Origin of the sequence: Winogradskyella sp. 4-2091 (assembly GCF_045765065.1) — a bacterium.
Taxonomy (GTDB): Bacteria; Bacteroidota; Bacteroidia; order Flavobacteriales; family Flavobacteriaceae; genus Winogradskyella.
Genome location: NZ_JBJKOD010000004.1, coordinates 325,061 through 348,474, shown reverse-complemented (window position 1 = coordinate 348,474; position 23,414 = coordinate 325,061). Strand labels below are relative to the sequence as shown.

19 protein-coding genes are annotated in these 23,414 nt (G+C 33.8%); 4 read left to right on the top strand and 15 right to left on the bottom strand.

Annotated elements, in window-relative coordinates:
* Positions 1–60 precede the first annotated feature (60 nt).
* On the top strand, positions 61–894 hold the full coding sequence (locus ACJBCC_RS07735) for a universal stress protein (RefSeq protein ID WP_407556852.1): 834 nt from the start codon (positions 61–63) through the stop codon (positions 892–894).
* Between the two features lie 148 nt (positions 895–1,042).
* On the opposite strand, the gene ACJBCC_RS07730 is transcribed toward ACJBCC_RS07735, so the two are convergent.
* The 9 genes from ACJBCC_RS07730 to ACJBCC_RS07690 all read right to left on the bottom strand — a co-directional run bounded on the left by ACJBCC_RS07730 (position 1,043) and on the right by ACJBCC_RS07690 (position 10,392).
* Complete coding sequence (locus tag ACJBCC_RS07730) at positions 1,043–1,612, bottom strand: hypothetical protein (protein ID WP_407556851.1); 570 nt, start codon at positions 1,610–1,612, stop codon at positions 1,043–1,045.
* A 48-nt stretch (positions 1,613–1,660) separates the two neighbouring features.
* Positions 1,661–2,362, bottom strand: a complete 702-nt coding sequence (locus ACJBCC_RS07725; RefSeq protein ID WP_407556850.1) for a sulfite exporter TauE/SafE family protein — start codon at positions 2,360–2,362, stop codon at positions 1,661–1,663.
* On the bottom strand, positions 2,363–2,809 hold the full coding sequence (locus tag ACJBCC_RS07720; RefSeq protein WP_299100633.1) for a FixH family protein: 447 nt from the start codon (positions 2,807–2,809) through the stop codon (positions 2,363–2,365). It lies immediately after the preceding gene.
* 108 nt (positions 2,810–2,917) lie between these two features.
* On the bottom strand, positions 2,918–4,342 hold the full coding sequence (gene ccoG / locus ACJBCC_RS07715) for a cytochrome c oxidase accessory protein CcoG (RefSeq protein ID WP_299100635.1): 1,425 nt from the start codon (positions 4,340–4,342) through the stop codon (positions 2,918–2,920).
* Positions 4,343–4,364: 22 nt separating this feature from the next.
* Positions 4,365–5,351, bottom strand: coding sequence for a cbb3-type cytochrome c oxidase N-terminal domain-containing protein (locus tag ACJBCC_RS07710; protein WP_407556849.1), 987 nt, complete (start codon positions 5,349–5,351; stop codon positions 4,365–4,367).
* Positions 5,348–5,533: a CcoQ/FixQ family Cbb3-type cytochrome c oxidase assembly chaperone gene (locus tag ACJBCC_RS07705; RefSeq protein ID WP_299100639.1), complete on the bottom strand. Its 186-nt coding sequence runs from the start codon at positions 5,531–5,533 to the stop codon at positions 5,348–5,350. The genes ACJBCC_RS07710 and ACJBCC_RS07705 overlap by 4 nt, the downstream gene beginning before the upstream one ends.
* Before the next feature lie 6 nt (positions 5,534–5,539).
* Positions 5,540–7,747 (bottom strand): cytochrome-c oxidase, cbb3-type subunit I, encoded by a 2,208-nt coding sequence (gene ccoN, locus ACJBCC_RS07700; RefSeq protein WP_407556848.1) that lies wholly within the window; start codon positions 7,745–7,747, stop codon positions 5,540–5,542.
* A gap of 10 nt (positions 7,748–7,757) precedes the next feature.
* Positions 7,758–7,943 carry a cbb3-type cytochrome oxidase assembly protein CcoS gene (gene ccoS, locus ACJBCC_RS07695; protein WP_299100644.1) on the bottom strand — a complete coding sequence of 62 codons (186 nt, stop codon included), beginning with the start codon at positions 7,941–7,943 and terminating at the stop codon, positions 7,758–7,760.
* 73 nt (positions 7,944–8,016) lie between these two features.
* Positions 8,017–10,392, bottom strand: a complete 2,376-nt coding sequence (locus tag ACJBCC_RS07690; RefSeq protein ID WP_407556847.1) for a heavy metal translocating P-type ATPase — start codon at positions 10,390–10,392, stop codon at positions 8,017–8,019.
* A gap of 106 nt (positions 10,393–10,498) precedes the next feature.
* On the opposite strand from ACJBCC_RS07690, the gene ACJBCC_RS07685 reads away from it, so the two are divergent.
* Positions 10,499–11,176, top strand: a complete 678-nt coding sequence (locus ACJBCC_RS07685; RefSeq protein ID WP_407556846.1) for a Crp/Fnr family transcriptional regulator — start codon at positions 10,499–10,501, stop codon at positions 11,174–11,176.
* 50 nt (positions 11,177–11,226) lie between these two features.
* Here the strand turns inward: ACJBCC_RS07685 and ACJBCC_RS07680 are convergent, their stop codons facing one another.
* Positions 11,227–14,487 carry a WD40/YVTN/BNR-like repeat-containing protein gene (locus ACJBCC_RS07680; protein ID WP_407556845.1) on the bottom strand — a complete coding sequence of 1,087 codons (3,261 nt, stop codon included), beginning with the start codon at positions 14,485–14,487 and terminating at the stop codon, positions 11,227–11,229.
* Between the two features lie 210 nt (positions 14,488–14,697).
* Here ACJBCC_RS07680 and ACJBCC_RS07675 point away from each other — a divergent pair, with 210 nt between their 5' ends.
* Both ACJBCC_RS07675 and ACJBCC_RS07670 read left to right on the top strand, forming a co-directional pair.
* Positions 14,698–15,828 (top strand): vWA domain-containing protein, encoded by a 1,131-nt coding sequence (locus ACJBCC_RS07675; protein ID WP_407556844.1) that lies wholly within the window; start codon positions 14,698–14,700, stop codon positions 15,826–15,828.
* A gap of 116 nt (positions 15,829–15,944) precedes the next feature.
* The gene (locus ACJBCC_RS07670) at positions 15,945–17,399 is read left to right on the top strand and encodes a magnesium chelatase (RefSeq protein WP_407556843.1); all 1,455 of its coding nucleotides are present in this window, start codon (positions 15,945–15,947) and stop codon (positions 17,397–17,399) included.
* 3 nt (positions 17,400–17,402) lie between these two features.
* On the opposite strand, the gene ACJBCC_RS07665 is transcribed toward ACJBCC_RS07670, so the two are convergent.
* From ACJBCC_RS07665 to ACJBCC_RS07645, 5 genes are read right to left on the bottom strand one after another with little or no spacing between them, the layout of a single operon-like run.
* Positions 17,403–17,978, bottom strand: a complete 576-nt coding sequence (locus tag ACJBCC_RS07665) for a YdeI/OmpD-associated family protein (protein ID WP_407556842.1) — start codon at positions 17,976–17,978, stop codon at positions 17,403–17,405.
* The gene (locus tag ACJBCC_RS07660) at positions 17,979–19,616 is read right to left on the bottom strand and encodes a M1 family metallopeptidase (RefSeq protein ID WP_407556841.1); all 1,638 of its coding nucleotides are present in this window, start codon (positions 19,614–19,616) and stop codon (positions 17,979–17,981) included.
* 4 nt (positions 19,617–19,620) lie between these two features.
* Positions 19,621–20,967, bottom strand: coding sequence for a M28 family metallopeptidase (locus ACJBCC_RS07655; RefSeq protein WP_299100661.1), 1,347 nt, complete (start codon positions 20,965–20,967; stop codon positions 19,621–19,623).
* Between the two features lie 4 nt (positions 20,968–20,971).
* Positions 20,972–22,123: a DUF6265 family protein gene (locus tag ACJBCC_RS07650; protein WP_407556840.1), complete on the bottom strand. Its 1,152-nt coding sequence runs from the start codon at positions 22,121–22,123 to the stop codon at positions 20,972–20,974.
* A gap of 7 nt (positions 22,124–22,130) precedes the next feature.
* Positions 22,131–23,396 (bottom strand): nuclear transport factor 2 family protein, encoded by a 1,266-nt coding sequence (locus ACJBCC_RS07645; RefSeq protein WP_407556839.1) that lies wholly within the window; start codon positions 23,394–23,396, stop codon positions 22,131–22,133.
* Positions 23,397–23,414 lie beyond the last annotated feature (18 nt).

Here is a 23,414-nt window from a genome sequence, read left to right as displayed (position 1 = left end):
AGTAAACAAAATTGTAATACAAACGATCATTAAATAACATCACTAATTAAAAAAAATATCATGAAAAAAATAATTGTACCAGTAGATTTCTCTGAACATTCTGAGTTTGCTCTTGAAGCAGCAGCAAGTTTAGCTCAAAAGTTTAATTCTGAACTTATTGTATTGCATATGTTAGAATTGTCTAATGCTATCATTTCGTCTTCTAGTGATGCTTTAAGTCAAGAGGCTGTATTTTATTTAAAACTAGCCGAACAAAAATTTGATGATTTCTTAGATAAACCATTTCTAAAGGATATTGAATTAACTCCAATTGTTAAACATTTTAAAGTTTGGAGTGAAGTAAATGATGTCGCAAAAGAACACAACGCTGATCTCATTGTTATGGGCTCTCATGGTGTTAGTGGTATTAAAGAAGTTTTAGTAGGTTCTAATACCGAAAAAGTGGTTCGTCACTCAGATATTCCGGTTTTAGTGGTAAAACATAACCCTATATTATTTGATTTTGATAATGTTGTGTTTGCAAGTGATTTTACGGAAGAAGCGATAAAACCTTATCTAAGAGCTAAATCTACTTTTGATAAACTTAACGCAAAACTACATTTAGTATATGTTAATTCTCCAGACGGAAATTTTCTAAGCTCTTCAGAAATAGATAAAAAAATTGCCGAATTCCTAGAAAAAGCAGATGGCGATTTAAACAGTTTAAATGCAGTAAATGTCGTTTCGGATTATTCAGTGGAAAAAGGAATTTTAAATTTTGCTAATGTAATAGGAGCAGATGTTATAGCTGTTGCGACACATGGTAGAAAAGGGTTATCACATTTCTTTGAAGGTAGTGTATCTGAGGATATAGCAAATCATTCTACATTACCAGTGATGACTTTTAAAATATAATTAAATAACGATGTTATTTTAGTTAGTGTTTGGTAACACCGTTTTAAAAACGTCAAAGATTCAAATCTTTGGCGTTTTTTATGGCTGTAATTTATTGCAACGATGAGTTTTAAACTTAACTAGATTTTTAATTTAGAAGCAACACAGTTTAAAACCGGTAACCTAATCTTAAATGTAGATTTAATGCCACTACGTTAACATCTTTAATGTAGACGTCCTTCTCTTTAAAGTAATGACCATAGCCAATACCAATTCCGGTTTCGTAGTTAAAATGTTTTCCAATATTTCGTCTAATTCCCCAAGTTGGCACAATAGTTATATCACTAATATAGTTTAAGTGATTTGGTACTGACCCTATGACTTTATCCACATGATAGGTTGTTTTTATAGAAATGAAATTTCCACTGTTGCCATCTGTTCTAAGTGATTTAGATTCGCGTTTATTTAAATTGTAATACCATCTTGGTTCCACAGTAATTGCAGGTATTAAGATGAATAAGAATTCAGGATCTTCTCCTAACCTTTCACTGAATGCACCTACATCAAACCCTAATTCACTGCGCAAAGCAATGCTGTTAGTGAGTTTTAATTCGTTATGTGCCCATACACCTAAGAGACCTGTTTGAATGCCATAAATGGATTTTTCTACACTCGTATTTTGGGCAGATGATATAAGAAAACTTGTTGTGCAAATTAGTGCAATTATGATTTTTTTCATTCGTGATGATTGGAGTTAATAGCGACTAATATAGGAAATCATTTGTTTTTAATGACACTCAATAGCACTTGAAGCCATTTCTATCATTGGAGCAGGAGAAATGTAAGGGATTCCTAAGCCCAAACCACGAAGAATAAACAAAACACCAATAACAACCACAAAAACAGGAATTGCTTTCTGAATACGTTGTTTTATTGTGGAATTTAAAAACTTGCCTAAATAAATAGCTGTGGTCATAAGTGGAATAGTGCCAAGCCCAAAAAGAAGCATATACAAACTTCCTTGTAATAAACTGCCCGTAGCAATAGCTCCAAAAACAGCCATATATACTAAGCCACAGGGCAAAAATCCGTTAAGAAAACCAATAGTTAAAAAGGTGTCAGCAGTTTTCTTTTTTAAGGCTTTCCCTAAAGATGATTTTACCTTAGAGATGAGTTTATATAGTGGTTTTGAAAGATTGTATTTACTAATTGTTTTATGTGGTAAAAGAACAATGACGATCATTAATAGTCCAATAATAATTGAAAGTTGTTGTTGCACGCCAAAGAGGTAAAAGCTTTTACCTAAGATACCAAAAGCTAAGCCAATAAGACTATAAGCTAAAAGTCTTCCGATATGATATATGGCAACTTGACTTACTTTTTTAAATGAGTTAGAGCGGTCTACTGGTAACATAAAGGCAATTGGTCCGCACATACCAACGCAGTGCAAACTTCCTAATAAACCTAATATGAGCCCAGAAACTAACATTTAGTAATTGATGTCTTCTTTAAATAAGTAAGAATTAGTATTATATTTCCAATCTATTTTAAGGTTCCAACGACCATCCAACAAGCGATTGTCAGGTATGAGCAAATTGTGGTTAGATAATGAAATTGGCGTTTCAAAATCTAGTTGCTTGTTAGATGGTCTGTATAGGAACACTTTTCCTGAGATTGAATTAATAGCTAAATCCTTTGGAAATGTTATTACAATTCCTTCATTCGTTTTTTTCCAAGTTAAATTAGAATTTAAATTTTTAGAATTATTCTCTTTATCAATATCTGCTTGAAATTCTAATTCTTGTCCGTAGTAATCTTCTACAACCAAATCATGGTCGTATTTATCATTTGTACTCATACTAATAACAAAATACATTATGAATGAAATAAAACATACAAATGCAATTACTATTGCTGTTCCCCAATTTATTTTCATATTTCTACTTCCCAATTGGGAACCTCCATTTTTTTAATTGTCATCCTGAACTCCTTTCAGGATCTCATATTATACTTAGTTACTGTATTGAAGCCATTTCCTCATTTATTAATTAAAACTTCGAGGGCCTAAAAACGTTACAGATGTATGTTCAATTAATTCGCCATTACTGTAAAGGTCAATCATAACTTCATTTTTATCTCCTGACAAATCACTTTGTTTCAATTCAATAAATAATGTGCCTTCTGCGATACCTTGAGCATCTACTTTAAAGGTGTCTGATGTTGAAACCACGTTAATAGTTCCGTCCCAACCTCTCAGTTTAAAGGTTAAATCATCTATGTTTTCTGACGTTTTATTAACCAGTTTGAATGTATAAACATTACTGATTATACCATTATCCTTATGCTCGTAAAGTTGTCCTGGTAATCGTAAAATACGGGCTTCAACATCACTTCTCAATAAGAGCATACCAGCCAAAACACCAACTAAAATGGTAAGTACAGCTATATAACCCTTTAAACGAGGCGTTAATTTAAAAGATTCTTTTTTCTCAATTTCATCTTCACTTGCAAATCGAATTAAGCCTTTAGGTAGGTTGATACTTTCCATAATGTGGTCGCACTCATCAATACACGCAGTGCAATTCACACATTCTAATTGTGTACCGTTTCTAATATCTATACCAGTAGGACAAACATTTACACACTGCGAACAGTCAATGCAATCGCCATGTCCAAGTGCTTCACGATCTTCATTTTTTCTGAATTTCTTTCTACCGTTTTCAGCTTCTCCTCGTTTATGATCGTAAGCTACAACGATAGATTTATTATCTAATAATACGCCTTGTAAACGTCCATAAGGGCAAGCTATAATACAAACTTGTTCTCTAAACCAAGCGAATATAAAATAGAATACTGCAGTAAATATCAGTAAAGGAATTAGCGTACTTGTATGTTCAAAAGGGCCTTCAGTTATATATTTTATGAGTTTATCGCCTCCAATTAAATAGGCCAAAAACACATTAGCAATGACAAATGAAATAATTAAAAAGATAAACCATTTTAAAACACGTTTTCTAATTTTCTCAGCATCCCATTTTTGACGAGCCAATCGCATTTGTTTATTTCGGTCGCCATCAATCCAGTATTCAATGCGTCTAAAAACCATTTCTAAAAATATGGTTTGCGGACAGATCCATCCGCAAAAAACACGACCAAATCCTACCGTAAATAGAGTGATAAAAACCACACCAATTAACATTGAGATGACAAAAAGATAGAAATCTTGTGGCCAAAAAGGAAAACCAAAAATATTGAAACGCCTTTCTAAAATATTAAATAGTAGAAACTGATTACCATTGATTTTTATAAAAGGTGCAGCTAGTAAAAAGGCCAATAAAATATAGCTAACTAATTTGCGCTTTTCATATAATGGACCAGAGGGTTTTTTAGGGAAAACCCATTTACGTTTCCCTTCCTCATCAATGGTACCAATTGAGTCTCTAAATATTTCTTTATCTGGCGTTTCCATTTTTTTTATTGAATAACTATTATTAGTTATTTGATACTACAGTTTCAGCAGTGTCAGTTGTTTCTTCTGCAGAATCTTCAGCGCTTTCTTCAGTAGATTCGGTATCCATATTTTCAGGGCTTTCAGCATTTTCGTCTACCCAAATATCGCCTTCCGCAGCTTTAGGTTCTGCTGGTGTTGTACCTTGAAATTGTAGCACATAACTAGCCACTTGTGCAATCTCTAAAGGACTCAATCCTTCTTTTTTCCAAGATATCATTCCTTTACCATCACGTCCACCTTGAGAAACGGTTTTAAATACATTTTTAATTCCGCCTCCTAAAATCCAATGTTTATCGGTTAAGTTTGGACCAATACTTCCGCCACCATCGGCTTTATGACAAGCCACACAGTTAGTTTCAAATATTTTTTTACCAGCATTTAAATCGCTTGTCTCTGTTAGTAGTTCTACGGTGTTAAAATCAACAAGTCCTTTAGCTGTTCTTTTATATTCTTCAATGGCAGCATTGGCCTCTGCATATTCAATTTCGTATTCTACGAATTGGTCATCTGCATTAAACACGTGGTAACGTACCATATAGATCACAGCAAATACAATTGAGATATAGAAAGAATAAACCCACCATGGTGGTAAATTGTTATCTAATTCTTTAATACCATCGTAGTTATGGTCTAATATAATTTCGCCTTCTTCTTCAATTGGTTTTTGTTTACCAAGTAATTTTGAATAAATAGCTTTCGCTTTTGTGAACTGAGGCGATTTTGTTCTAGACGCTAAATAACGCTCTTTACCTTTTTCATCTAAACTTTGAAAAAGGATGTTATCTAAGGATCCAACAATACCTTCTATTCCAATTAAAACTAAAAGTACAAGTAATAGGAATAATAAAATAATGGGTTGCTCTATAAATCCAGGTTTATCGCCTGATTCTACAAAGTACTCAACGAGACCAGCAATGGTAAAAAAGATTACAGGTACTCTAATGTATGATGGTATTAAATGTCTCATATCTCAGTATCGTTTTGGTTGTCTAATGGTATATTACTAACGTTTGTTATATAGTCTTTTTTAGCAGTTATTACCCAGTAGAATAACACTACAAAAAAGATGAAGAATATAAGAAGTGATATCATTGGGTATATCTCTATACCTGTGATACTTTCTAAATGGCCTTTTATAAATTTGAACATAGTATCTTAGTTTTGTGCAGTTTCGTTTATAATATCCTTAACTTTTATATCAGTACCTAATCGCTGTAAATAAGCAATCATGGCAACAATCTCTCTATTTCGCATTTCTACGAATTCAGCTCCAGAGTTGGCTTTATCAGCTTCGTAAGAAGCTACAAAATCTGGATCGCTGTATAAGTTTTTCTCAATCTGAGTGCCTTGTTCTAACATAGAGGCTTGAGCGTTTGCAATATCTTCTTCAGAATATGGAACACCTAGAGATACCATGGCTTCCATTTTCTTTTCAGTCATAGATTTATCGAGTTTAGCACCTTCTCCAACAATCAACCATTTGTAAGATGGCATAATAGAACCTGTTGAAGTACTCTGAGGATCGTACATGTGGTTAAAGTGCCAGTTGTCTGAGTATTTTCCTCCAACTCTATGTAAATCTGGTCCTGTACGTTTACTTCCCCAAAGGAAGGGATGATCGTAAACAAACTCTCCTGCTTTTGAGTATTCGCCATAACGCTCAACTTCTGATCTAAATGGACGTACCATTTGCGAGTGACAACCAACACAACCTTCTCTTATATAAAGGTCTCTTCCTTCTAATTCTAAAGGTGTATACGGTTTTACACTCGTTATGGTTGGTATATTAGATTTTACAACAATCGTTGGTACAATCTGTACAATACCACCAATTAAAATAGCAATGGTTGCGTAAATGGTTAATTGAATTGGTTTACGCTCTAACCAAGTATGCCATCCTTCTCCAGCGACTCGTTTTTTAGACACACGTTTTAAGGCAGGTGCTTCAGCAAGTTCATCTGTGACTTTATGTTTAGAGGTAACGACCGTCATAATTACATTAACCACTAAAATCAGCATTCCTGTAATATAAAGTGTACCACCAATTGCTCGCATCCAATACATTGGCATAATTTCAGTTACAGTTTCTAAGAAGTTACCGTAGAATAAAGTACCATCTGGCTTAAATTGTTTCCACATACTTGCTTGTTGAAAACCAGCAACATACATTGGTAACGCATATAGTAAGATACCTAAAGTACCTATCCAGAAATGAATATTTGCTAAACCTATAGAGTATAGTTTTGTTTTAAATAATTTTGGGATCAGGTAATAAATCATACCAAAAGCTAAGAAACCATTCCATGCTAATGCACCAACATGCACGTGTGCAATAATCCAATCTGTAAAGTGCGCAATGGCGTTTACATTTTTAAGCGATAACATTGGTCCTTCAAAAGTTGCCATACCATAGCCAGTAATCGCTACAACCATGAATTTTAAAACTGGGTCTGTACGTACTTTATCCCAAGCGCCACGCAAGGTTAATAATCCGTTAATCATTCCTCCCCAAGATGGCATTAATAACATTACTGAGAATGCTACACCTAAGTGCTGAGCCCATTCTGGCAAAGCAGTATATAATAAATGGTGTGGTCCTGCCCAAATGTATATGAAGATTAAAGACCAAAAGTGAACAATAGATAACCTATAAGAATAAACTGGTCTGTTTGCGGCTTTAGGAACAAAGTAATACATTAAACCTAAAAACGGTGTCGTTAAGAAAAAGGCAACGGCATTATGTCCATACCACCATTGCACTAAGGCATCTTGAACGCCTGCATAAACAGAATAACTCTTCATGCTTGTTAAACTAATAGGTAGTTCTAAACTATTAAAAATATGAAGTACAGCTACAGTGACAAATGTGGCTAAGTAAAACCAAATGGCAACATATAAGTGACGTTGACGACGCTTTAAAATTGTAGCAATCATGTTGATACCAAAAACAACCCAAACGACTGCAATAGCGATATCAAATGGCCATTCTAATTCGGCATATTCTTTAGATGTTGTATAACCTAAAGGTAAAGTAATAGCTGCACCAACAATAATGAGTTGCCATGCCCAAAAATTGATATTACTTAAAACATCACTAAACATTCTCGCTTTTAATAAACGTTGTAATGAATAATAAACGCCTGCAAAAATGGCATTACCCACAAAGGCAAAGATAACTGCGTTGGTGTGTAAGGGTCTTAAACGACCAAAACTTAACCAAGATATACCATCGGTCATGTTTGGGAATAAAAACATAAAAGCCAGTAGTAAACCTACGAGCATACCAACCACACCAAAAACAATTGTGGCATAGAGGAATTTTTTAACGATTTTATTATCGTAACAGAATTGTTGCATTTCCATATTAAAAAAATTAGTCGGTTTTAGTTTGTTTTATTGTATTGGTTTGTTCTTTTACAAGTTCGTCTTCAAAGAGCATGCGTACAGAAGGTGTGTAGTCATCATCATATTGACCAGATCTTACAGCCATTATAAAAATGACGAAGAACGTAACGCCAACAACGACGCTAACAGTTAATAAAATATAAATAACACTCATACCTACTGAAGTTATGGTTCAAAATTACGTTTCAACTTGTTTGTAAAACATGACAATTATCATGTTACCTTTTTTATTTTATTTTTCGCCCTAATAAGTTGGTGGCAATGGTTGTAAAAACAACAATGCTAATAGAACTTAAAGGCATTAAGATGGCAGCAACAACGGGTTCTAACTGCCCTGTTACTGCAAAATATAATCCTATGACGTTATAGATAAATGACAGCACAAAGCTCCATTTAATAATTTTTATGGCCGATTTTGAAGCGTTTATATAAGTATACAATTCTTCAAATTTTGTAGCATCTAAGATGGCATCACAAGCAGGCGAAAACACATTAACATCTTCAGAAATAGCTATACCTACATCGCTTTGTGCTAAAGCTCCAGCATCATTTAATCCGTCGCCAATCATTAATACTTTTGCGTCTTCAGATTGATGGTATTTTATAAAATCGAGTTTATCTTCTGGCTTCTGATTGAAAATGAGTTTAGTTTTAGCAGGAAGTAATTTTTTCAAGTTTTCGCGTTCTCCTTCATTATCGCCAGATAGAATGACCAAATCAAACTGTTGCTTCAATTGATTAAATAATTTTGAAACACCTTTTCTATAACTATTATAAAACGTGAATTTTCCTTTATAAACATTGTTACTACTGACATGAACCGTTGTGTTTAAAACCGCTGTGTCATTAGGATTACCTACAAAACTTGCCGAGCCAATTTTCATGTTAACAGCATTGTGCTTTGCTTCAATACCTTTGCCAATGTGTTCTTCAAAAGCATCAAGCGTTACGATATTATTTTCCTGTAAAACATTATACAAGGTTCTACTTAAAGGATGATTAGAACCTCTAAGTGAGTTTTTAAGCACTATGTTTTCAGAATCGGATAATAAGTCGCCATCGTACTCAGCATTACTTTCTTTGTTGGATGTAATGGTTCCTGTTTTATCAAAAATCACAGTATTTATCTGTGCAAGTTGCTCAATAACACTAGCGTTTTTTACGTAGAATTTTTGTTTTCCTAAGATTCTAAGAAGATTACCAAAAGTAAATGGTGCAGAAAGCGCAATAGCACAAGGACAAGCAATAATGAGCACAGCCGTAAAGACATTCATGGCCTTTGTACTATCTGTAAATAACCAAAATGTGGTGGCTATTATTGAGATGGTTAAAATAGCAATGGTAAAATGCTTGCTTATTGTATTTGTAATATTAGTAAAGCCATCCTCTTTGTTTTTATTGAAAACATCGTTACTCCATAATTGCGTTAGGTAACTTTGCTCAACAGATTTTAGAGCTTCCATTTCTATTACACCATTAGTTTGTTTGCCTCCAGCAAAGAGCTTGTCTCCCGATTGTTTAGAAACAGTTTGCGATTCGCCAGTAACAAAACTGTAATCTATTTTAGCGTTTCCGTTTATGAGAATACCATCTACAGGAATTAATTCTTCGTTTCTAATTAAAATACGGTCGCCTTTTTCTATATCATAAACTTGAATAGAATTTTCGCTTCCTTCTTTATCAATCTTAGTAATTGCAATAGGAAAGTAGGATTTATAATCGCGCTCAAAGGATAAGAAATCGTAAGTTTTTTGTTGAAAGAATTTACCAACTAATAAAAAGAATACCAAACCAGCTAAACTATCGAAAAAGCCTGAACCTAAGTCAAAAATAATTTCAATAGTACTTCTAAAAAATAATACCGAAATTCCTAAAGCAATAGGCACATCAATATTTAGAAGTTTTGCTTTGAGACCTTTAAAAGCTGAAACAAAATAATCTTGTGCCGAATAAAATACAATAGGAAGCGATAGCGCAAACATTAACCACCTAAATAATGGTTTGTACTGTTCTAACCAAAATTCGTTCACTTCAAAATACTCAGGAAATGATAAAAACATAATGTTACCAAAGCCAAATGCGGCAACACCAAGTTTATAAATTAAGGTTCTATTGATGTGTTGTTTTCCAGATTTAAAATCATCTAGACTAATATAAGGTTCATAGCCTATAGAGCTTAATAATAAGACTACAGACTTTAAATTTGTGCTTTCAGAATTATAGGTTACTCTTACGGTTTTCTTACCAAAATTGACTTGAGAATCAGAAATATTAGGATTTAATTTGTTGAGGTTTTCTAATATCCAAATACAAGAACTACAGTGAATATGCGGAATGTAAAGCGTAGCAATTTCTATAGAATCACTTCTAAATTCCGTAAGCTTTTCTATAATGTTATCTTGCGAAAGAAAATCGTATTTACCTTCAATTTCTTTTGGGATTGCTCCTGGTGAATTCTGTAAATCGTAATAACAAGTTAGGTCGTTTTCGTTAAAAATTTCAAAAACTGTTTTACAGCCATTACAGCAGAATGATTTTTCTTGAAATGTGATTGGATGATTACCACAGTCATCTCCACAATGAAAACACGTATTGTTTTCCATAATAATATTTGCTCAATTATACCTGTGACAAAAGTCACAATACAAGTGGTTTTAAACTATGATATTTGTCATGTTTTGATTAACTTTGAAATAATAGGATATTGCTATGAGTAAATGCGACCAATGTATTATAAAACAGTTTAATTCTTTAAAAGCTTTAGGGAAGGAAGATTTAATTAGAATCTCTGGTTGTAAGACTTCGCGGTTTGTAAATAAAGGCGAAGTTATCTTTAGAGAAGGGGAAAGTATTAATGGTGTTTATTGTGTTAAAGATGGTGTCTGTAAGCTGTCTAAACTGAGTGCTAATGGCAAAGAGCAAATTGTGAAATTGGTAGTCAGAGGCGACTTAATTGGGCAACGTTCTTTGGTGTCTGATGAGAAATCTAATCTCACAGCTATAGCACTGAATGATATGGAAGTTTGCTTTATTCCTAAGAATGAAGTTATGCACGATCTAACTAATAATGCCAAGTTCTCTTTAGATATGTTACAAGAGATGGCAAAAGAACTTAAAACTGCTGATAACATTATAGTAGATATGGCTCAGAAATCTGTTAAACAACGTTTGGCCGATGTTTTAATTTATCTACAAGAAACGTTTGATAAGGATGACAATGGGTTTTTAAATGTCATATTATCAAGAGAGGATTATGCTAATTTAGTAGGTACAGCAACAGAATCTGCAATTAGAATCTTATCTCAATTCAAAAAATATGGTTTAATTTCTACAAAAGGGAAACATGTTAAAATTGAAGATTTAGAAGGGTTAAGACGTGTTGAATAAAAAAACACCCTAAAAAAATTAGAGTGTTTTTATAAAATTCACATCAGCTTCTAGTCAGTACTAAAACGCATAACTTCCTTAAAAGGATTTGCTTTTATAACTTCCATTTTAGCTTTATACGCTGTCCAATCTTCATTAAAAAAAGCATTAGTTTCAGAAAGTAGTGTATCTAAAGCGTCAGTAGCTTGTTTAATTAGTGTAGTTTCTGTTGAGGTTAATCCATTTTGGCTGCCGTTCACATAACCACTTGCTGTTCTTAAACGCAATAAAGGTGTAACTTCAGGACTTCTTGTAATTCCTTGTCGTTTGTCTTCTTTACCTAGATATTTGTCTAATAATCCATTAATTGATTTTATAATAGCTTTAGAAGATTTAATCTCCTCTTTAAACTTTTCTTTATCTAATTTAAATAAGTCTTTCTTGTAGTTTTCTGCTATAGCTTTACTTTCTACTAATTGTTTTACAGCATCCGCAGTAGTTTGTTGCATTTGTTCTAACTGTTTTGCAGCTGCATAGACTTCATCAATATTTTTTTGAGAAACGTCTAAACGAGGATCAGATTCTACTTTAACAGTGGTTTCCGATACTTGGTCACCATAATGCAGAACCGCTCTATAAATACCAGGTTTTACATTTACACCAGAAGACTCTCTTGTGTTTTTTCTAATCCTTCTCGATGGTCTGTCTGCTCCAGATTCACGCATTCTCCACGTCCAATTGTGCAAACCATTTTCTTTAGGCGCTTTCGTTTTTAAAGTTCTTATTAAACGTTCACCATCATACAATTTTAAAGTTAAAGAATCCCATTTTACTTTAGATTCATCTTTGCTTTTGTCACTACTAATGTCATCAGACTCTTCATCATCTGGCCCAATTTTCTTGTCACTTATGCTCTTATCACCTTTTTTTGCATTCGCTTTTATGTTAGACTTGACGTCTTCCTTTTTGTTAATTAAATAAGAAAACGTTGCACCACCTTTTCTATTCTCACCTTGATACATGGCATCGGCTCCAAAACGGCTTCCTGTTGGTTGCTGGTAAGCGGCTTGATAAGCTGTTGGTGGTTCAAAAAGTTTAATTGTAGAATCCATAATAGATTTGTTTTTAGCCATTTCTCTTAATGGTTTAATATCATCTAAAACCCAAGCTGCTCTTCCAAATGTACCGATCACTAAATCATGTTCTCTTGGTTGAATCACTAAATCTTTTACTGAGGTTGTAGGGAATCCTTCGGTCCATTTGGTCCATTTATTTCCAGCATCTAAAGAAACATATAAACCATCATCTGTTCCTAAGAATAAAAGATTAGGTTCTACTAAATCTTCAACAATAGCTAAAGTGTAACTCTGTACATCGGCAGCATCAACGATTCGTTCCCAAGATTTACCATAATTTTTGGTTCTGTAAGCATAAGGCGTATAGTTAAAACGTCTGTAATCATTAGCTATTAAAAGTGCTTCTCCTTTATTTTTATTAGATGCTTTTATTTGAGCGATCCAGCTTCCTTTAGGTAAATCCTTCAGGTTTTTGGTAACATCATTCCATGAATCTCCTCCATTTGTAGTGTAATGAACTCGTCCATCATCTGTACCAGCCCAAAGCATGTTTTTTTCAACAGGCGACGGTTCTATAACCAAAACAGTACAGTGATTTTCTGCACCAGTTGCATCCATAGTTAAACCACCACTTTCAGATTGCTTTAATTTTTCAGGATCATTAGTTGTTAGATCTGGTGAAATAACCGTCCAAGTTTCGCCTTTGTCTGTAGATTTATGAACAAACTGACTACCGAAGTAAACTGTAGAATTATTAAATGGATCTATATTTATTGCAGAATTCCAGTTGAAACGTAATTTTACATTAGCATCTTCATGTGTAGGTCTTACCATGTAATTGTTTCCTGTTTTCCAATCGTATCGGCTTACGTAACCTTGTTGGCTCATCGTCCAACCATAACGAGAATCGTCTTTATCTGGAATAACATCAAAGCCATCGCCAAAACTAATTTCTTGCCAATAGCTATTTCTAATGCCTTGCGATTTCCATACGTAAGCTGGTCCGCGCCAAGATCCATTATCTTGCATACCACCATAAACGTTATACGGAAATTCATTATCGACATTAATATGATAGAATTGTGCGACAGGAAGATTTCCAATAAATCGCCAAGTTTTTCCACCATCTTTAGTAATATTCATTCCACCATCATTACCATCAATCATAAATTTTCCATTTTCAGGATGAATCCACCAAGCATGATGATCAGGGTGTACACCATTATCTACACCATAAGCTGGCATTAGTTGTTTAAAGTTTTTGCCACCATCTTCTGAAACATTAACGTATGTGAAAACTGAATACACTCTGTTTTCATTTTCAGGATCTACGTAAATTTCAGAATAATAGAATGGTCTATTTCCAATATCACTTTTATCATTTATTTTTTTCCATTTAAAACCACCATCTTCACTTTTGTAGAGTGCATTTTTTTTAGCTTCAACCAAAGCATAAATAACGTCTGGTTTGTTTGGTGCAATAGCAACACCAATACGTCCTAAATTCCCTTTTGGGAAACCATCATCTTCTGAGATCTTTTTCCAAGTTTTCCCACCATCATGTGTAATGTGCATTCCAGAACCTTCACCTCCAGAATTAAAAAACCAAGGTTCGCGTTTATGTTCCCATAGTGTGGCGATTAATTTATTTGGGTTTGCAGGATCCATTATTAAATCTGCAGCACCAGTTTTATTGTTCGCGAATAGCACTTTGTTCCAAGTTTCGCCACCATCAATGGTTTTAAAAACACCACGTTCTGGGTGTTCTCCCCAAGGTGAACCAATGGCACCAACATAAACGATATCTGGATTGGTTGGGTCTACAATAATTCTATGAATATGTCTTGTTTTTTCAAGACCCATAGTCTTCCACGTTTTTCCGCCATCTAAAGATTTATAAATGCCATAACCACCATTTAATGAGTTACGCGGATTTCCTTCACCTGTACCAACCCAAATAACACTTGGATTTGATTGCTGAATTTCAACAGCACCAATGGAAGCCGTAACTTCTTTATCAAAAACAGGTTCCCAAGTAATACCTCCAGAATTAGATTTCCATAGTCCACCAGAAGCGGTTCCGACGTACATAATATCCGGATTATTGTTCACTACATCAATGGCAGTAACACGTCCAGACATACCACCAGGACCAATGTTTCTTGGATGCATATTTTTTACTAAGTCCATTGAAAAGTCTTGTGCAGACATAAATGTTATACTGAAAAGCATAACGAGAGCGAGTAAATTCTTCATTTTTTTTAGGTTGGTTGAGTAAGCTTTAAAATTAAGTAAAATAATTAGAGAAGTCTTAATGTGATGTTAAGTTATTCTACTCACTGTCTTTTAAAATGAAAAATCATTATTTTTACATAGCTATGAAAAGAGCATACTAAAAATTTCAATCAAAAAGAAATTTTTAATTGCGAACTGCATGTGTCAGTTAATCACAATAAACAAAAACACATGAAAGAAAAAATAAATAAAAGAGGCTTTGTATTTAAAACGTACGAAGCGCCTCATCAATCACCTTTTGAAAAACTCTTTGAGATTTTTAAAGAGTTAATAACGCATACTTCTGGTGATTTTGATGAAGCCATAGATTGGTTGCGTCAATTAGACAAGGAATATAAACTTACCACACCAGAGTATACCATTGATGATTTTATAGAAGATCTAAAAAACAAAGGTTACATCCGCGAAGAAATTGATCCTAATGGAACAGGTGAAGGTGGGCTTACCATAACAGCAAAAACTGAACGTGCTATAAGGCAACAAGCCTTAGATCAGATTTTTGGTAAAATAAAACGCAGTGGTTCTGGTAACCATAAAAGTAAAGGTGTTGGCCTTGGAGACGAACATACTGGCGATTTTAGGAGCTATCAATTTGGAGATAATTTGGATAAAGTTTCTATGACCGAAAGTATTAGAAACGCTCAAATTAACAACGGAATTGGTGATTTTAGTCTTACAGAAGATGATTTGGTGGTAGAAGAAACACTACACAAAAGCCAGATGAGTACTGTGTTAATGATTGATATTAGTCACAGTATGATTCTTTATGGAGAAGATAGAATTACTCCTGCTAAAAAAGTGGCAATGGCTTTGGCCGAATTAATTACGACGCGTTACCCAAAAGACACCTTAGAGATTTTAGTATTTGGTAATGATGCTTGGCCAATAAAAATTAAGGAATTGCCATACCTAAAAGTAGGACCTTACCATACCAATACGGTTGCAGGTTTGCAATTAGCCATGGATATGTTGCGGAGAAAACGTAATACCAACAAACAAATTTTTATGATTACAGATGGTAAACCTAGTTGTTTACGTTTGCCAGACGGTCAATATTATAAAAATAGTAATGGCTTAGATCCATACATAACTAACAAATGTTATGCAATGGCACAGCAGGCGAGACGATTACATATTCCAATTACGACATTTATGATTGCAGAAGACCCTTATCTAATGCAATTTATTAGAGAATTTACGCAAGCCAATAGAGGGAAAGTATTTTACACAGGCTTAAAAGGTTTGGGTGAAATGATTTTTGAAGATTACGAGAATAACAGAAAAAAGAGGATTAAGGGTTAAAAAAAAAGCCCATCCTAACCTTCCCGAAGGGAAGGAATAAAGAAAAAATGGAAATTAAAGCTCAAATTCCCACGTTGAGTTTTTCCCCTTATGGGGAAATTAAAAGGGGCTAATTTATGAATATAAATACACTAGGCGAATTAAAACAATCAAGTTATCAATCAAAATCTATAAAAGATGAATTAAGAGATAATTTAATTGAAAATATAAAGAACAAAAAAATAACTTTTGAAGGTATTCATGGTTATGAGAATACTGTGATTCCGGAATTAGAACGTGCTATTTTATCGCGTCATAATATTAATTTATTAGGATTGAGAGGTCAGGCTAAAACACGTTTAGCACGTTTGATGGTAACGTTGTTAGATGAATACATTCCCGTTGTGGAAGGTTCAGAAATTAATGATGATCCGTTAGCACCAATTTCTAGATACGCTATTGAATTAATCAAAGAAAAAGGAGATAATACACCAATTACTTGGTTGCATAGAAGTGAGCGATTTGCTGAAAAATTAGCAACACCAGATGTTACTGTAGCAGATATTATTGGAGATGTAGACCCAATAAAAGCGGCGAATTTAAAACTGAGTTATGCAGATGATCGTGTGATTCATTATGGTATGATTCCAAGAGCGAACCGTTGTATTTTTGTTATTAATGAATTGCCAGATTTACAAGCTAGAATACAGGTAGCTTTGTTTAATATTTTACAAGAAGGCGATATACAAATTAGAGGTTTCAAATTACGATTGCCATTAGATATGCAATTTGTATTTACAGCAAATCCTGAAGATTATACCAATAGAGGAAGTATTGTAACACCATTAAAAGATAGAATAGGTTCTCAAATTTTAACGCATTACCCAGATTCTGTAGAAACGGCAAGAACAATTACAGCTCAAGAAGCAAAGTTAGATTCTAGACAATCAGAATCGGTTTACGTACCAGAATTGGCCAAAGATTTATTGGAGCAAATTAGTTTTGAAGCTAGAGAAAGTGAGTATGTTGATGTAAAAAGTGGTGTAAGTGCACGTATGAGTATTACAGCTTTCGAAAATCTACTAAGTACAGCAGAAAGACGTGCTTTAATTTCTGGAGATGATAAAACATCTGTAAGATTATCTGATTTTATTGGCGTAATTCCGGCCATTACCGGAAAAGTAGAATTGGTTTACGAAGGTGAACAAGAAGGCGCAGATTTTGTGGCTAATTCATTAATGGAAGACGCTGTAAAAACATTGTTTCCGAAGTATTTTCCTAAGGTTGAAAAATTAGAAAAGCAAGGCGAAGAAACACCTTATGATGATTTAATCTCTTGGTTTTTTAATGGCGATGGTTTTGAACTTTTAGATGATTTAGACGATGCTACTTATAAAGCTAAATTAGATGAGGTAACACCTTTAGATGCTTTAATTGCAGATTATCAACCAGAGATTGATTCAAAAGATGTCTATTTTGAAAAAGAGTTTATTCTTTGGGGTTTAACACAATTTAAAAAACTAAGTAAGTATCGTTTTTCAGAAGGGCTTCAGTTTAAAGACCCTTACGGAAGTTATATTAGTGGATTGTAGAATTTACCGATTATCACGACTTTTAATATTAGCATCGCAGAGTTTTATAATCTCTGCGATTCTTTTTTGTTGAGTCGCCTCTCTTTTAGCTTGGTTTAACCAATACAAATAACCTTTTCTATAACTAGGAGCAAAGTTGAGGTAATTATCGTAGGCCTTTTTATTGTTGTTAAACGCGATTTGCAGATTTTCAGGAATAATCCCATTCTCAACATCGTCTAGAGCAGACCAACTGCCATTTTCTTTCGCAATTTTAATAGCATAATAGCCAGACGAATGAATTAACTTATCTTTTTCTAATTCAATTAAGTGCTTTTTATTTACAGCACTCCAAACACTTTTTTGTTTTCGTGGGCAAAAATATTGACGTCGTTTACCATCGCCTAAGCTTTTAACTGTTGCATCTATCCAACCGTAACAAAGTGCAACACGTACAGCTTCTTCCCAACGCATCGAAGCCATTGAATGGTCTACTTTGTAAAATATGAGATAAATGCCTTGTTCAGATTTATGATTTTGGTGCAACCAATCTCGCCATTCCTTATCTGTTTTAAAATAGAGTTCTTTTAAATCTGACATTTATATTTTTTTAGATTTCACATAAAAATCTCTATCAATCTTAATTTTTTCAGAAGCGATTTCTATTGATTGCCACTCAGTAGTAGGAAATATCCATTTGGATTGGTCATTAAATTCAACTTGAATTGGCATGTCAAAATCTTCAACAGTATTTGTCCATCGGAATTTTAACGTGGTATCCGAAATTGAATATTCCAATGTCGGAATTTTAATCGTTCTTAAATACTGATTAAAAAATGCTGTTAAGTCTTTACCAGTTTCTTTACTTAGATAATTTTCAATCTGGTCTGTTGTCACGGTTTGATGATAAAATTCAGCATTCATTCCCCTTAAGATTCCGCGCCATTTTTCATCATCTTCTATTAACTGACGTAGCGTATGTAAAATATTTGCACCTTTATAGTACATATCACTAGAGCCTTCATTGTTTACATTATAATTTCCAATTAAAGGTTTATCATTTTGAATATTTCTTCGTGTACCAATAACGTAATCTGCTGATGCTTCTTTACCGTAGTAATAATCTAGAAACAAGTTTTCAGAATAGGAGGTAAACCCTTCATGGATCCACATGTCTGCAATATCTTTATTGGTAATGTTATTGGCAAACCATTCGTGACCAGCTTCGTGAATAATAATAAAATCGAACTTAAGACCTAAGCCTGTACCAGATAAATCACGACCCAAATAGCCTTGTTTGTATTTATTGCCATAGGTTACAGAACTTTGGTGTTCCATACCTAAATATGGGACTTCTACGAGTTTAAAGCTGTCTTCGTAAAATGGATAAGGACCAAACCAATGCTCAAATGCTTTCATCATTTTTGGAGCGTCCTTAAAATGGGTTTTTGCGGTTTCAAGATGATCTCTTAAAACATAATAATTCATGTCTAAATCCCCTTTTTCTCCATTATAAACCTCAGAAAAATTCACGTAGTCTCCAATGTTTACATTTACACCATAATTATTGATTGGGTTATTTACAAACCAGTGTGATGTTACTGTATTATTCTTGTTTTCTACTAATGCTCTCAGCCTTCCGTTAGATACATTGGTTAACGTTTTTGGGTTAGTAACACTGATAAGCATACTATCCACTTCATCATACATATGATCTTTATTTGGCCACCATACACTAGCACCTAATCCTTGGCAAGACGTGGCTATAAAATGATTACCATTCTTATCTTTTTTCCATGAGAATCCGCCATCCCAAGGTGCACGTTTAGCTTCTTTTGGATGACCTTCATAATAGACATCAATAGAATTTACTGTGCCTATTTTTTGGTTTTCTAATAGTGAAACGAAATGTGCATTACCATCATGTTTAACTTCTAATGCTTTTCCGTTTTGAAGTACCTTAGTAATTTTTAATGGGTGTTGTAAATCTATTTGCATCACTTGTTGTGATTGCAAAACCTTATAGTGAATAGTGTTTTTTCCTGAAATGAATTTATCATCTGGTATAACTTCTATATCCAAATGATAATACGTTAAATCCCACCATTCACGTTCTGGTGTAATACTACCTCTTAGAGTATCTTGTCGAGTAAAATTATTTTTGTCTGTCAGTAGACCTTGACCTTGACAACTTAAAAAGAAGAAAAGTGTTATTAATACAAGCGCAGTTTGCTTCATGTAATTATCTTAAAATTTTATTTGGAAAAACAACGACGCTCTCATGACCATTTTCGCCTACAGAAGCAACACCAAAATATGAATTGTCTACCACGATACCATCTAACGTAAATTCAGTAATATCTTCTACAAATCTACTATGATCCCAAGTTGGCGATGTCGTATCTCGCCAATAAATTTTATAGCCTTTTGCACCTTCAATTTTAGACCATTTTAGTTTTACTGAAGCTTCAACAATTCCTCCAATACCAACTTCTTTTGGAGAAGGTGGAGCAGAGGCAAGGCTCGCCATTGTTATTGCATTAACAGCAGTTAATTTTTTGCAATACGGAATATTAACGTGCTCAAAAGTATCACCATAATCAATACCATTTTCCGTTCTAATATCTTGATGTTGTTGCGTATAATTCTCATGTGCTTCCATAATTCGTAAACCAGCAAAACCCATGTCATTAAAGGGTCTATGATGTCCTCCACGACCAAAACGATCTAATCTGTAGACCAACATTGGGTTCATCTCTGGCATGTACGTATTTGTAGTTTTATAAACATAGCGAGCCAACTGACGTGAAATACCATCAATTTCGCCGCCATAGTAACGACGCGTTCTATTTTGATTAGCTAATTTTTTTGGATCTGTTTCTGCGGTTGTTATTGGTTCAGAAAAAATTCGGAATGTACGGTTGTCAATTATCCCATCTACACCAGAAATATTTCCAATCATATCATTATTTAAAACACCTATAATGTCCCAGTTTTGTTCTTTAGCGTATTTCGCTAATCCTTGTCCACCAAACAAGCCTTGTTCTTCACCAGACAGGCCAACATAAATAATACTATTTTCAAATTTGTATTTAGATAAAACTCGAGCGGCTTCCATAGCACCTGCCATACCTGTGGCATTATCGTTTGCGCCAGGAGCATCTGAGGTAAAATCATTAGGATCTGTAACTCTAGAGTCAATGTCGCCACTCATTATTATATAGCGATTAGGATATTTTGTACCTTTTTGAATAGCCACAACATTAACCACATTAACATCCTTTACAATACGTTGGTTGGCACCTTTCTCAACAAAATTACTTTGAAAAAATACGTTAAGACAGTTATTACAGTCTTTAGAAATAATATCGAATTGATATTTTATCCATCGTCTTGCTGCTCCAATGCCTCTAGTTTCTGAAACTGTATCACTTAGTGTATGACGTGTACCAAAGTCAGCTAGTTTTTTTACGTCACTACGTAGATTCTCCTCTGAAATGGCATCGACAATATCGTAGATTTTTTGATCTGTTTGTGCAAAAGAATTTATTACCATCGCGAGGGTAAAAAGTAAAAAGTAATGCTTCATGTAATTAGTGATTTATAAGTTTTAAAGTTCCGAAAATATTAGCATCAATCCAACCTTTGTTTTTATCTGTTCCTTCAACATATACAGAGCCGATAAAATTTTCGCGTTCTTTGCTATTGTCATTGTCGCAATATGCTAATGCAAAACCTATCATTTTGTTAGGTTTTAGTTTAACAGCAACGTTATCTTCCTCATCATTGTAGGTATCGTTAAATAATGAGATTTTAACTTCCCAAGTGGTCTTATTCCCAATTGTTATGCGTTTAGATTCTAGATGAGAATTGTAAAGCTTGCCTGTTTTCTTCGTAGACATATCTACTACATTGCCATCTAAGGCAATGTGATATGCGAAAGCATTATGGTTGTACTGATGTTCACCACCACTATTGTCTTCGTCGACAAATATTTCTAAACAATCATCGTCCCACCATGCAGTTAATGGATCAGCGTTGTTATCAACTAACTTATCATCTAAAGTTTCCGCTAAAAGGTAAAGCGCGTCTTCTGTCCAAGAGAGTTTATAACGACCAGAAAAGTCCTCCGTTGTGTATGCATCACCAAGCCAAGTTTGGTCTAACGGCAACCAACCACTATTTGCCCAAATGGTTTCATCTGCTTTACCGTCAATAATTGGTGTTGTTTTAGCTTTCTTTACAGTAATGAACTGATTAATAGGTTTAGCTTTTTCAGCTTTCTTTTTATAATTGAACTTTACAGTTTCAGTTTTTCCTTTGTCCTCAATATCTACATAGATATTCATTTCGGTAGGTGATACTTTTTCGAAAACCATACCTTCAAAAATAGCTTTATTTTCTGTGATTTTTATAAGTGGAAAATCGACTGTAGCATCTTTAGATTCCCAGCCTTTTAAATCCCATCTAAAATGTTTGAGTTGAAGCATTAATGTGTTTTCTACTTCGCGAATAATTTCAATTTCATAGAAAGAAACTTTACCGTTGTGGATTAATTTAAACGTTGCCATCATGGAACCACCTGAAGGCTCACTCCAAATCTCCTCAGTTGTACCACCAAAGGCTTCGCCATGCCATGAACCAGATATCCAAGCAATATTTTCTAATTTTGGAGCTAAAGTTTTTTCGTCTTGAGCGTTGCAAATCAAGCTAGAAATTAAAAATAGAACTATAATTTTTTTCATATTTAAGTTATTGTATGAATGTCACTTTAGTAATTAAACCATTCTCTACTTCGTAAATAGCAACTGCATTAAAAATTTTGCCATTGGCTGTTACCTGCTCTTCATCAATTACTTTATTGCCAATGACGATTCGTTTTTTAACAAATGCTCTCAAGTCTGGTGTGGATTCAAACCAGCTTTTATAACTCTTTTGCATGGCTTCTTTTCCTTCAGTACGCAAGGTGTTTGGATAGTTATATAGTTTAATATTGTCAGCATAATCTTTCATAAAACCATCAATATCTCTAGAATTGTAGGCGTCTAGATTTCTCTGAATAATTTTTTCTACTTCAGAAGTTTCTTCATTGTCATCTATAACTGTATTTTGTTGCTCATCTATGTTATTGTTAGTTTCTTCAACTGTTTCTGTAGTAATCTTAACATCGCCTGCTATTAATAAATTTGAAGCTGAAGGATTCACTGCAAGTCGGGTTATGTTTTGAATACCAGCTGAGGATAAATCGGCCACTGTTTTCCAGTTATTATCTTTATTTAAGGTTAATTTATAAAGAACATTGTCTTTTCCTGAAAGAATTGTTTTATCATCTAACCAGCAAATATCTTCAACGTTTTGCAAAGTATTAGCAATAGTTTTGATAGCACCTGTCTTGGGATTCAGGGATTTAATCTGCCATTGATTTTTATTCTTTTTTGATATGAAACTTACTAGATCAGAATTTGGAATTTTATGAATTGATCTACCAGCATTTTCGTCAACCTTGATATGAACTTTGCCTTCTGTATCTAAAACATAAAGATTTAGATTGGCTTCTGCAATGACTGAAGCTACTATAGTTGAATCGTCATACCATGTATAATATGCCACAACCATATCTTCTAAGAGTTCTGTAGATTGTCCGTTGCTTAGACTATAACTATATAACCGTTGCTTACCATCTTGATCTAAACGTACTGCGGAAACTTCATGTTTATTTGGAATTTTTAAAGGTGTGTATTCACTACCATCAGTATGATTGACCCAAATCTTTGCCTGGTAACGTGTATCATATTTTGCAATGTCTGTTTGCCCATTTCGCGTAGATGAAAAAATAATATAACGATCATCAAGAAACGAAGGTTGGTTGTCATAGCCTTCATTATTTGAAATGTTTGTTGGATTACTCAATTCAATTTTAGAATTGTTAATTTTTAAATCGAAAAGAAATATTTCGGTGTTAGATTGTGAAAACGTAATTAATGGTAATATACAGAAGGCAATAATAATATAACGCATCTTACTTTAAGTTTTTTT

Excerpts from the sequence above, each read along its gene's own strand:
- ACJBCC_RS07690 (WP_407556847.1), bottom strand. The coding sequence starts at position 10,392 with ATGGAAAACAATACGTGTTTTCATTGTGGAGATGACTGTGGTAATCAT.
- ACJBCC_RS07655 (WP_299100661.1), bottom strand. The coding sequence starts at position 20,967 with ATGAAGCATTACTTTTTACTTTTTACCCTCGCGATGGTAATAAATTCT.
- ACJBCC_RS07670 (WP_407556843.1), top strand. The coding sequence starts at position 15,945 with ATGAATATAAATACACTAGGCGAATTAAAACAATCAAGTTATCAATCA.
- ACJBCC_RS07735 (WP_407556852.1), top strand. The coding sequence starts at position 61 with ATGAAAAAAATAATTGTACCAGTAGATTTCTCTGAACATTCTGAGTTT.
- ACJBCC_RS07705 (WP_299100639.1), bottom strand. The coding sequence starts at position 5,533 with ATGTTCAAATTTATAAAAGGCCATTTAGAAAGTATCACAGGTATAGAG.
- ACJBCC_RS07710 (WP_407556849.1), bottom strand. The coding sequence starts at position 5,351 with ATGAGACATTTAATACCATCATACATTAGAGTACCTGTAATCTTTTTT.
- ACJBCC_RS07730 (WP_407556851.1), bottom strand. The coding sequence starts at position 1,612 with ATGAAAAAAATCATAATTGCACTAATTTGCACAACAAGTTTTCTTATA.
- ccoN (WP_407556848.1), bottom strand. The coding sequence starts at position 7,747 with ATGGAAATGCAACAATTCTGTTACGATAATAAAATCGTTAAAAAATTC.
- ACJBCC_RS07725 (WP_407556850.1), bottom strand. The coding sequence starts at position 2,362 with ATGTTAGTTTCTGGGCTCATATTAGGTTTATTAGGAAGTTTGCACTGC.
- ACJBCC_RS07665 (WP_407556842.1), bottom strand. The coding sequence starts at position 17,978 with ATGTCAGATTTAAAAGAACTCTATTTTAAAACAGATAAGGAATGGCGA.
- ACJBCC_RS07685 (WP_407556846.1), top strand. The coding sequence starts at position 10,499 with ATGAGTAAATGCGACCAATGTATTATAAAACAGTTTAATTCTTTAAAA.
- ACJBCC_RS07660 (WP_407556841.1), bottom strand. The coding sequence starts at position 19,616 with ATGAAGCAAACTGCGCTTGTATTAATAACACTTTTCTTCTTTTTAAGT.
- ACJBCC_RS07650 (WP_407556840.1), bottom strand. The coding sequence starts at position 22,123 with ATGAAAAAAATTATAGTTCTATTTTTAATTTCTAGCTTGATTTGCAAC.
- ACJBCC_RS07645 (WP_407556839.1), bottom strand. The coding sequence starts at position 23,396 with ATGCGTTATATTATTATTGCCTTCTGTATATTACCATTAATTACGTTT.
- ccoS (WP_299100644.1), bottom strand. The coding sequence starts at position 7,943 with ATGAGTGTTATTTATATTTTATTAACTGTTAGCGTCGTTGTTGGCGTT.
- ACJBCC_RS07720 (WP_299100633.1), bottom strand. The coding sequence starts at position 2,809 with ATGAAAATAAATTGGGGAACAGCAATAGTAATTGCATTTGTATGTTTT.
- ACJBCC_RS07675 (WP_407556844.1), top strand. The coding sequence starts at position 14,698 with ATGAAAGAAAAAATAAATAAAAGAGGCTTTGTATTTAAAACGTACGAA.
- ACJBCC_RS07680 (WP_407556845.1), bottom strand. The coding sequence starts at position 14,487 with ATGAAGAATTTACTCGCTCTCGTTATGCTTTTCAGTATAACATTTATG.
- ccoG (WP_299100635.1), bottom strand. The coding sequence starts at position 4,342 with ATGGAAACGCCAGATAAAGAAATATTTAGAGACTCAATTGGTACCATT.